The sequence below is a fragment of the Photorhabdus antumapuensis genome, from assembly GCF_020387775.1.
GTDB lineage: Bacteria > Pseudomonadota > Gammaproteobacteria > Enterobacterales > Enterobacteriaceae > Photorhabdus > Photorhabdus antumapuensis.
Map to the genome: position 1 here is coordinate 86,871 of NZ_JAHZMK010000007.1, position 10,366 is coordinate 97,236.

6 protein-coding genes are annotated in these 10,366 nt (G+C 43.1%); 3 read left to right on the plus strand and 3 right to left on the minus strand.

The window, feature by feature from the left end:
* Positions 1-623: 623 nt before the first annotated feature.
* The gene (locus tag KZ793_RS00960; protein ID WP_225812723.1) at positions 624-938 is read left to right on the plus strand and encodes a type II toxin-antitoxin system Phd/YefM family antitoxin; all 315 of its coding nucleotides are present in this window, start codon (positions 624-626) and stop codon (positions 936-938) included.
* A gap of 48 nt (positions 939-986) precedes the next feature.
* On the opposite strand, the gene purL is transcribed toward KZ793_RS00960, so the two are convergent.
* Positions 987-4,874, minus strand: coding sequence for a phosphoribosylformylglycinamidine synthase (gene purL / locus KZ793_RS00965; RefSeq protein ID WP_225812725.1), 3,888 nt, complete (start codon positions 4,872-4,874; stop codon positions 987-989).
* 266 nt (positions 4,875-5,140) lie between these two features.
* Here purL and mltF point away from each other — a divergent pair, with 266 nt between their 5' ends.
* Together mltF and KZ793_RS00975 are read left to right on the plus strand one after the other, a co-directional pair.
* The gene (gene mltF, locus KZ793_RS00970) at positions 5,141-6,556 is read left to right on the plus strand and encodes a membrane-bound lytic murein transglycosylase MltF (RefSeq protein ID WP_225812727.1); all 1,416 of its coding nucleotides are present in this window, start codon (positions 5,141-5,143) and stop codon (positions 6,554-6,556) included.
* 129 nt (positions 6,557-6,685) lie between these two features.
* Positions 6,686-8,992, plus strand: coding sequence for an Orn/Lys/Arg family decarboxylase (locus tag KZ793_RS00975; protein ID WP_225812729.1), 2,307 nt, complete (start codon positions 6,686-6,688; stop codon positions 8,990-8,992).
* Here the strand turns inward: KZ793_RS00975 and tadA are convergent.
* Together tadA and KZ793_RS00985 are read right to left on the minus strand one after the other, a co-directional pair.
* Positions 8,981-9,502 carry a tRNA adenosine(34) deaminase TadA gene (tadA, locus tag KZ793_RS00980; RefSeq protein ID WP_225812731.1) on the minus strand — a complete coding sequence of 174 codons (522 nt, stop codon included), beginning with the start codon at positions 9,500-9,502 and terminating at the stop codon, positions 8,981-8,983. The genes KZ793_RS00975 and tadA overlap by 12 nt on opposite strands.
* A 247-nt stretch (positions 9,503-9,749) precedes the next feature.
* Positions 9,750-10,346: a gp53-like domain-containing protein gene (locus KZ793_RS00985; RefSeq protein WP_225812733.1), complete on the minus strand. Its 597-nt coding sequence runs from the start codon at positions 10,344-10,346 to the stop codon at positions 9,750-9,752.
* Positions 10,347-10,366: the final 20 nt, after the last annotated feature.

Below are 10,366 nucleotides of genomic sequence, written 5' to 3' on the forward strand. Positions count from 1 at the left end.
CCGCCAGTGAGGATGACTTATGCCTGTTGTTTATCTACAGTCAGGCATAGGTGGTGCCTCACTCCACGTGTCGCCCGATGTTTGATAAGGCTCGAAAGCGATATCACTGAGTTGGACGGTAGGCACCTTACTCTGGCATCATTCGATAGTTTATGTGGCATTTCTCCACCTAATGTGGGCCGACATAAGAAGTTGAATGAGCAACTGTGCTAGCTTAATGCAGGTTCCGTGCCAACGTTAAAATTAAAATCATAATAAATTGATTTTATTATTAAAAATAAAAAACTTAACGTTTCAGCTACAAAATATCTTGTTTCTGGCATAAATAAAATTTGCCTTCTGTCGCCAATTACAGACACTTGAAATCATAGAAATAAAAATAGATATAAATCAAATAATTATACGTCTCCTTTTTGAGACATTCATAATGGCGTTTGTCGGGTAATTGAGACAATGGAGAAATAGGGCCTGAATTCCCAAGAATTTCCGGTACAAGAACTTTTACATTTGAATAAGTAGCACTAGTATCATACTAATGGTCCATATTTGCCCCACATATGGCCTTTATTAGCAAATAATGATGTATTATTAAGAGGCAACAAGGTTTCTATCCGGAGGACAATATGTATCAAACCCCAAATTCGCGAATTACGACAGTCTCCGCGTTTAAAAAAGAACTAGCTTCTATGGATGTATCACAGCCAGTCACAGTAACCCAAAACGGGGAGCCGTTATATGTGGTTCAAGATCCTGTTCAGTTTGAAATGCAGCAAGAACAAATGGCATTGCTACGCCTGCTGTCTTTTGCTGAAAAAGACATAAAATCTGGACGAATCGTGTCATCTAGTGAACTACGAAATAACTTACGGAACTTAGCAAACGGTGATCGTAAACCAAAAGGGAGAGCAATTTTTGCTCACCCTTTTTGTATCAATTGAAAGTGTCCTTCAACTACTTCATCATCCCTGTTTACTTACCTTGCAATACTACCCTAACTGCTTACGAGCATTACGGAAAACTCGCAGCCACGGGCCATCTTCGCTCCACTCATTTGGATGCCAGGAGTTATTCACCGTGCGGGATACCCTTTCTGGATGTGGCATCATCACGGTTGCCCGCCCATCAAAGCTGGTGACTGCGGTAATGCCATTCACTGAACCATTGGGGTTAGCCGGGTAGTTTTCCGTGACCTGACCATAGTTGTTCACGTAACGCAGAGCCACTAACTGGTTGTTTTCAAGCATCTTAAGATGCTGGCTATCGCGGAATTCCACTTGCCCTTCCCCATGAGAAACCGCAATCGGTATACGAGAACCGACCATATCTTGCAAGAACAGTGACGGGCTGTCAGTAATTTCCACCAAACTGAACCGGGCTTCAAAGCGCTCTGAACGGTTACGTACAAAACGCGGCCAATGTTCTGCACCTGGGATCAACTCCCGTAAGTTAGACATCATCTGGCAACCATTACAAACACCAAGCGCCAATGTATCCGGTCGTACAAAGAAAGCCGCAAATTCATCACGAACACGTTCATTGAACAGAATTGATTTCGCCCAACCTTCACCTGCCCCCAACACGTCACCATAAGAGAAGCCACCACAAGCAACCAGTGTCTGGAATTGGCTCAATCCAATGCGCCCAGACAACAAATCGCTCATATGAACATCAATCGCCTCAAAACCTGCTTGGTGGAACGCCGCGGCCATTTCAACATGAGAGTTAACGCCTTGTTCACGCAGTACCGCCACTTTCGGCTTTACCTGCTGCAAAATGTAAGGCGCCGCAATATCGTCTGAAATATCAAAGGTCAGTTTTACATTCAGTCCAGGGTCCTGATTATCCTGTTTAGCCTGATGTTCCTGATCTGCACACTCCGGGTTATCACGCAGACGCTGCATTTGCCATGTGGTTTCTGCCCACCATAAGCGCAAGGTACTGCGATTCTGGCGGTATACCTCAGTATTGCCACTAAAGATAACAAAATCATCACCTGCTTTGGCTTTACCCAGATAATGCACGCAATCGGCCAGGCCATGTTCTGCTAAAACGCTTTCAACAAATCCTCTATCCGATGCTCGAATCTGAACTACAGCACCCAACTCTTCGGTAAAGAGGGCCGCCAGAATATCCTCATCAAATACACTGATATCAGCTTCAATACCACAATGCCCGGCAAAAGCCATTTCAGCCAAGGTTACCAGTAAACCACCATCAGAGCGGTCGTGATAGGCCAGTAATTTTTGTTCCGAAATCAGTTGCTGAATCGCATTGAAGAAACCAGCCAATTGCTCAGCACTACGTACATCCGCAGTTTTATTACCCAATTGACGGTAAACTTGTGCCAATGCGGTACCGCCCAGTGTGTTCTTCCCTTGACCCAGATCGATTAACAATAACGCATTATCTTCATCAGTGGAAAGTTCAGGCGTGACTGTACGGCGGACATCTTCCACTCTGGCAAAAGCGGTAATCACCAGTGACAAAGGTGCCGTCATCTCACGCTCTTCACCTTGTTCATGCCAACGGGTTTTCATCGACATGGAGTCTTTACCCACCGGAATAGTCAACCCTAGCGCAGGACACAAGTCCTCACCCACCGCTTTAACCGCTGCATACAAACCGGCATCTTCGCCAGGATGACCCGCAGCAGACATCCAGTTAGCTGAAAGTTTAATGCGTTTTAAGTTCTGGACATAAGCAGAAGCGATATTGGTCAGAGCTTCACCGACCGCCATTCGAGCGGAAGCAGCAAAATCCAGCAAAGCGACCGGCGCACGTTCACCCATAGACATCGCTTCGCCATAGTAGCTATCAAGGCTGGCAGTGGTAACAGCACAGTCGGCAACCGGAATCTGCCACGGACCCACCATTTGATCACGAGAAACCATGCCTGTCACAGTGCGATCACCTATCGTTATCAGGAAGGTTTTTTCTGCCACAGCCGGCAAATGCATAATGCGTTTCACCGCTTCTGCCAGATCAATATCCCGACGCTCAAGGCTTTCACCGCTCGCTTTTAATGTACTGACATTACGCAACATTTTTGGCGTTTTACCTAGCAGTACATCCAGAGGCATATCGATTGGCTGGTTATCAAAGTGTTCATCATTAAGCCGTAAATGACGCTCCTCTGTTGCCTCACCGATAATGGCGTAAGGCGCACGCTCTCGCCGACAAATCTCCTCAAACAGCGGAAGTTGTTCCGGCGCAACAGCCAGCACATAACGCTCTTGTGATTCGTTACACCAGACTTCCAGCGGGCTCATCCCCGGCTCATCATTAAGAATTTTACGTAACTCAAATCGTCCACCACGACCACCATCACTGACCAACTCAGGCATGGCATTGGAAAGCCCACCCGCACCCACATCATGAATAAACAGGATCGGGTTGTTTTCACCTAACTGCCAACAGCGATCGATCACCTCCTGACAACGGCGCTCCATTTCCGGGTTATCCCGTTGCACCGAAGCAAAATCCAGATCAGCATCGGATTGCCCGGATGCCATAGAAGATGCGGCACCCCCACCCAAGCCAATGTTCATGGACGGACCACCGAGCACAATCAGTTTTGCGCCAACAGAAATTTCACCCTTTTTGACATGTTCATCACGGATATTACCGATCCCACCCGCCAGCATGATGGGTTTGTGATAACCACGTAATTCGCTGCCGTTATGACTGTTTACTTTTTCTTCATAGGTACGGAAATAACCCAACAACGCCGGACGACCAAATTCATTATTAAATGCCGCGCCCCCTAAAGGGCCTTCCATCATGATATTCAGAGCACTAACGATACGCTCCGGTTTACCGAAATCCTCTTCCCACGGCTGTTCAAAACCCGGTATCCGCAGATTGGATACCGAAAATCCCACCAGACCCGCTTTTGGCTTAGCACCACGACCGGTCGCCCCTTCATCGCGGATTTCACCACCAGAACCTGTCGATGCACCCGGCCAAGGAGAAATCGCAGTCGGGTGATTATGCGTTTCCACTTTCATCAGAATATGAGCCTGCTCCTGATGGTAATCATATGAACCGTTTTCCGCACTGGCAAAGAAACGGCCAACAGAAGATCCCTCCATCACAGCGGCATTATCTTTATAGGCTGACAGGACATAATCAGGTGTCTGCTCATAGGTGTTTTTAATCATTTTAAACAGCGATTTTGGCTGCGTCTGACCATCAATAATCCAATCAGCATTAAAGATTTTATGACGGCAATGTTCTGAGTTAGCCTGAGCAAACATATAAAGTTCAACATCTGTTGGATTGCGCCCTAATTTCTGGAAAGCGTCCATCAGATAATCAATTTCATCCGGGGCCAACGCCAATCCAAGTTCAATATTGGCAGTTTCTAACGCACTGCGTCCTGCTTGCAGAATATCAATGCGTTTTAACGGAACGGGTTGCTGACGAGAAAATAATTTTTCCACCTGTTCCAATTGAGTAAAGACCGTTTCCATCATCCGATCATGCAGCTGTGATGACAATATTTGCCACTGTGCGTCACTCATTTCACCACTTTGGATGTAATAAGCCAGGCCACGCTCCAGACGCACAACCTGGGACAGGCCACAATTGTGAGCAATGTCGGTTGCTTTGGAAGACCACGGGGAAATCGTTCCCGGACGAGGCGTCACTAACAGCAACACACCTTGGGGTTCATGTTCAGCCAGCGAAGGCCCATATTTTAATAATTGTTGTAACTTCGCTGAATCAGCATCACTCAAAGGTGCATTAATCTCTGCAAAATGAACATATTCCGCATAAATATCATCCACCGGAAGTTGCTGTTCTTGGCACACAGAAAGAAGTTTAGTGATACGAAATGCAGATAAAGCAGGTGAACCACGTAGAATTTTCATAGTAATCAATTCTCTCATCTTAGAAGCAAAGCTTAATAGATGCCTAAGGGGAAATGAGGCCATTATAGAGGATTGTCTCCCATGACGAAACCGTTTGCGTGACGATTATTAAAGCCCATTATTCTATCGGCAGACCATACAAATAGTATCAATTAAGTTGCACAGCCAGTTTTTGTTCCGCAAAATGCTCAATCACTGGAAATTTAACCATAACAATATAGCGCGTTTACACATAGCACCACATTGCGTTATACAGAGATAACCGTTTGAATAATATAAAAATAAATTATTTCGTTATCATTGTTATCGCTCTTTTTTCTGCCGCCATCATCAGTCTGAACATCAGTTGGCCGAATAAACAACAGGAGCAGATTAACAGGATCATGACCAGAGGAGAGCTACGGATCAGCACCATTAGCTCACCTCTGATCCATCTTACCGGTAAGAAAGAACCAAATGGATTTGATTACGAGCTGGTACAACGCTTTGCTAATTACCTTGGCGTCAAATTAGAAATCAAATTTAGAACAAATATCAATCAGTTATTTGATGACCTGGAAAAGGGTGAAGCTGATTTTCTGGCCGCCGGCCTGACCTATCATCAAGAAAGGCTAGATCAAACCCGCACAGGTCCGGCTTACTATTCTGTATCCCAACAACTGATTTATCGCAAAGGAACTCCACGCCCTCGCTCTTTTAACGACTTAAAAGGTAAACTGCTGGTCGCTTCTGGTTCTGCTCATGCCAGCACATTGAAAGAAATGAAAACGGAGTCCTTCCCTGAGCTCGAATGGGAGGAGACGCCGCAATATAACACTCGCGAGCTACTGGAACAGGTAGCAGAAGGTAAACTGGATTATACGTTAGGTGACTCGATTAATGTCGCGTTACAACAACGTACTCATCCTAATCTGGCCGTCGCTTTTGATGTAAGTGAAGATAACCCGCTGACATGGTATTTAAAACGCATTGACGATTACAGCCTTTATGCTGCCATGCTGGATTTTTTCAGCCAGCTAACGGAAAAAAATGTCATGCCACGATTGGAGGAGAAATACTTTGGTCACGTCAACTCATTTGATTATTTCGATACACTCTCTTTTCTAAGTGCCATCGATAATATTCTGCCTACCTATCGGCCACTATTTGAAAAATATTCCGGTGATATCAGTTGGCAACTGCTCGCTGCCATTGCCTGGCAAGAGTCTCATTGGGACCCACAGGCAACTTCACCCACGGGTGTGCGTGGCCTGATGATGTTAACCAACCAGACCGCTAAAGGGTTAGGCGTCGTTGATCGCCTTGATCCAGAGGAGAGTATTCAGGGAGGCGCGATCTATCTGCAAAATCTAATGAAACGACTACCTGAAAATATCCCTAAAGATGAGCGCATCTGGTTTGCACTGGCAGCTTACAATATGGGTTATGGACATATGTTAGATGCCCGCAAACTGACGGCATCACAGAAAGGAAATCCCGATAGCTGGCTTGATGTCAAAAAACGGATTCCACTATTAAGCCAGAAAAAATATTATACAAATACCACCTATGGCTATGCCCGTGGACATGAAGCTTATCGCTATATTGAAAATATTCGCCGTTATCAGCTTAGTTTAGTCGGATATTTACAGGCCAAAGAAAACCGGAAAAAATTAATTTCCCAAGAAAACCAACCAAAATAAGTAAACAAATATAAGGCTCTAAGGAGTCAATTACAGCCATTATATATCCTCAGTTATATTATGTTTGACAGCTAATTCAGCTAACCATATTAAATTCATCAGGACACTATCTCTCCCATAGGATAAATCATGATTAATTTAGATATTAACGAACAAAATAAAATTATGGTCGTCAGCAGCCATGTATTTAGCTCGACGACGGCGAATGGTCGTGCCTTTACAGAGTTAATAGAAGCACTAAAAAAGAACAATTTCGCAGTTATCCTGGCTGCGACATTTCAAGATGGCATAGCCACAGTTTGTTCTGATTCCTCACTATGCTGTATTTTTGTTGATTGGACTTCCGGAGATAATAATTATGAATCTCATAAACAAGTCTTAGAATTACTGAAAGAAATACGCAAACACAATACAACCATTCCGGTATTGTTGACCGCGGAATATTCCAGCATCGACACGCTGACACTTGAAGTCATGGGATTAGCAGATGAATTCGTCTGGATGCTTGAAGACACGGCTGGATTTATCACCTCTCGCGCCAGTTCGCTAATTAAGAAATATTATGCTCAATTATTACCGCCTTTCACTCGCGCATTACTGCAATACACCCAAGAATCACCAGAATATTCCTGGACTGCTCCTGGACATCAGGGTGGTGTCGCGCTTACTAAGACAGCAGTAGGAAGAGAATTAATTAATTTCTTTGGGGAAAACTTATTCCGGAGTGATATTGGCATAGAAAGAAAAACACTTGGCTCACTGTTAGATCATACAGGCGCAATTAAAGAATCAGAAGAATATGCAGCAACGGTTTTTGGCGCGCATCAAAGTTATTGCGTCCTTAACGGCACTTCGGGTTCTAACCGTATTATCATGGGCGCCATTATTGGCGAGAAAGAGATTGTTATATGCGATCGCAATTGCCATAAATCCATTGGACAAGGTTTAATAATGACTGGGGCTTTACCCGTATATCTTATTCCTCAACGCAACCGCTATGGCATTATTGGCCCCATACCCAGAGATCAATTTCAACCAGAATATATCCAACAACTCATTGATGAACATCCGTTAAAAGCAATCGCAATAGACAGTAAACCTGTTTATGCGGTCGTGACCAACTGTACTTACGATGGAATATGTTATCACGCAGAACAAGCACAAAATTTACTCGCAAAAAGTGTTGATCAAATTCACTTTGATGAAGCCTGGTTTGCTTATGCTCGTTTTAACCCTATGTATAAACATCGTCACTCAATGCGTGATGACCCAAATGATTTTGACAGTCATGGTCCGACAATATTTGCCACTCAATCTACGCATAAGATGTTAGCAGCATTATCACAATCATCCTATATCCATATTCGCAATGGTAAAAAACCCGTTGAACATTCCCGTTTCAACGAGTCCTATATGATGCATTCCACAACTTCACCGCTATATTCGCTGATCGCCACTAATGAAATTGGCGCTGCCATGATGGATGGCCCTCAGGGACAAAGACTGATACAAAATGCAATTAATGAAGCCGTAGATTTCCGTCTAACATTAGCAAAAACCCATCATCAATTTAAACAAAAAGATGATTGGTTCTTCTTGCCCTGGAATGCCAGAGAGATTATCAGCGCAGATAACGGTAAATTAATTCCTTTTCATGAAGCAAACAGAGAACAATTGGCAACAGATCCTTCCTGTTGGGTATTAAAAGAGGGAGATAAATGGCATGGATTTACCAATCTATCAGAAGAATGGTGCCTGTTAGATCCAACAAAAGTCGGTATTTTGTGTCCAGGAATGAATGATAATGATGAATTGCTGGAAAATGGCATTCCAGCCGAAATTCTTTCCGCTTATCTCAGTCAGCATGATATTGTGCCGGCACGTACCACCGATTTTATTGTTCTTTGCCTGTTTTCTATCGGCGTCACCAAAGGTAAATGGGGAACGTTGATCAATGTATTATTGAATTTTAAGAAACACTATGACGCTAATACTTCACTTAAACAATGTTTGCCAAAACTCGCGAAGCAATACCCTGAATATTATGAAAATATGGGGCTCAAAGATATTTCGGATAAAATATTTGGGTATATAAAAGAATATGAAATAGATATTGAGCAAAAGAAATCATTTAGCCAATTACCTGAGATAGTGAAACTCCCACGACAAGCACACCTTGATCATATGGGAGGCCGTACTGAACATTTACCACTTAATGAACTCGCCGGGCGCATATCGGCTGTAAGTGTCATTCCTTATCCACCAGGTATACCAATAATCCTACCGGGAGAACGTTTTGGTGATGAACATGCCCCCCGGTTACAATATATTCGCCAACTCGGTGAATGGAATAACAAGTTCCCCGGCTTTGAAAAAATCCTGGAAGGCGCAGAGATGATAAACGGCGAGTACCATATATGGGTACTAAAAGAGTGAATCTTGATTTTCTTCCTGCTGTTTTCTGGCGGCTTTTAATGCTTTATGTTGTAACCGACGTTGTTTGAAAAAAGCACTCAACATCGTTGAACATTCCTCAGCAAGCACGCCGCTGGTAATATCAATTTGATGATTCATGCCAGGATGGCGCAATATATCAACCAAAGAACCTACGGCGCCAGTTTTCATATCACTGGCGCCATAAACCAGCCGTTGTATTCGGCTATGTATCATGGCGCCAGCGCACATAGTGCAAGGTTCGAGGGTGACGTATAAGGTGGTATTTATCAAACGATAATTTCGTAACTGCTCTCCCCCTTTGCGCAATGCAATAATTTCAGCATGAGCAGTAGGATCATGCGCAATAATAGATTGATTCCAACCTTCCGCAACGATTTTATTATCAGCAACCAATATAGCGCCAACAGGTATTTCCCCCTGTTCTTGCGCGTTCATTGCTCGTTCTATCGCCTGCTGCATCCAATATTCGTCACTATATATTTCAATCACTGCGGTATCTCATTTGATTACATCAGGGACAATTATAACGATTTGTTTTACCTGTTTTCCAGATATATTTTCTTATTAATCCATTGGGAATATACTCTCGAGATAATTTTATATATCCATTATTACTATAATATCAAAAAAATTAACAGGAAAATATATAACACCGTTCTATTCCATGACATTAACATATTCCATTTCAATAATAAGCCGAAACAAGTTCGGCTTATTATTCATTCTAAAACATTAATTAAAAACCGATTGCGAAATAATCTCCATATACATAAGTATCATTAGCAGATAACTTGATTTCAGTTCCATAAGCGTTAACTGTTCGCGCAGCAACCCAAGAATCAAAAGTATTCAACGTTCCGTTAGGCGCTGCTGACATCGGAAATATCCAATCACCAACAGGTGACATAAAAACCTTCAAACAACCATGCTTAAAAGGTGTTGGTAAAATAACCTTGTTTCTCGTTAACGGAGTAAAATTATGTCTTCCCCATTGAAGTATTAATCCACCCGGCAGTTGTTGATAACCATTAGGTGATAAATTACCAGGAAGTTGTTTATTCATATGACACTGTAATGAATCAGTAAACGTCTGATTAAGTGTTGCCAAATCACCATTATCCAAAACATCCTTGCCACACTGCGTGGACATAAAATTAGCCACAACAGAGGCTATTGTTGATGACTGACGTAATGCTTTATTTAATACATGCGTGGTGAGACCTACTGGAGGAAATCCAGTCTGCAACTCTGGACTATTTTCATATAAATTTTGAGACACCACATTAGCACCATCTCTAATAGAAAAAGCCTTAAAATCATTTTTATTACTCATTTACCCTCCTCACAAAAAAA

Excerpts from the sequence above, each read along its gene's own strand:
- KZ793_RS00960 (WP_225812723.1), top strand. The coding sequence starts at position 624 with ATGTATCAAACCCCAAATTCGCGAATTACGACAGTCTCCGCGTTTAAA.
- purL (WP_225812725.1), bottom strand. The coding sequence starts at position 4,874 with ATGAAAATTCTACGTGGTTCACCTGCTTTATCTGCATTTCGTATCACT.
- KZ793_RS00975 (WP_225812729.1), top strand. The coding sequence starts at position 6,686 with ATGATTAATTTAGATATTAACGAACAAAATAAAATTATGGTCGTCAGC.
- KZ793_RS00985 (WP_225812733.1), bottom strand. The coding sequence starts at position 10,346 with ATGAGTAATAAAAATGATTTTAAGGCTTTTTCTATTAGAGATGGTGCT.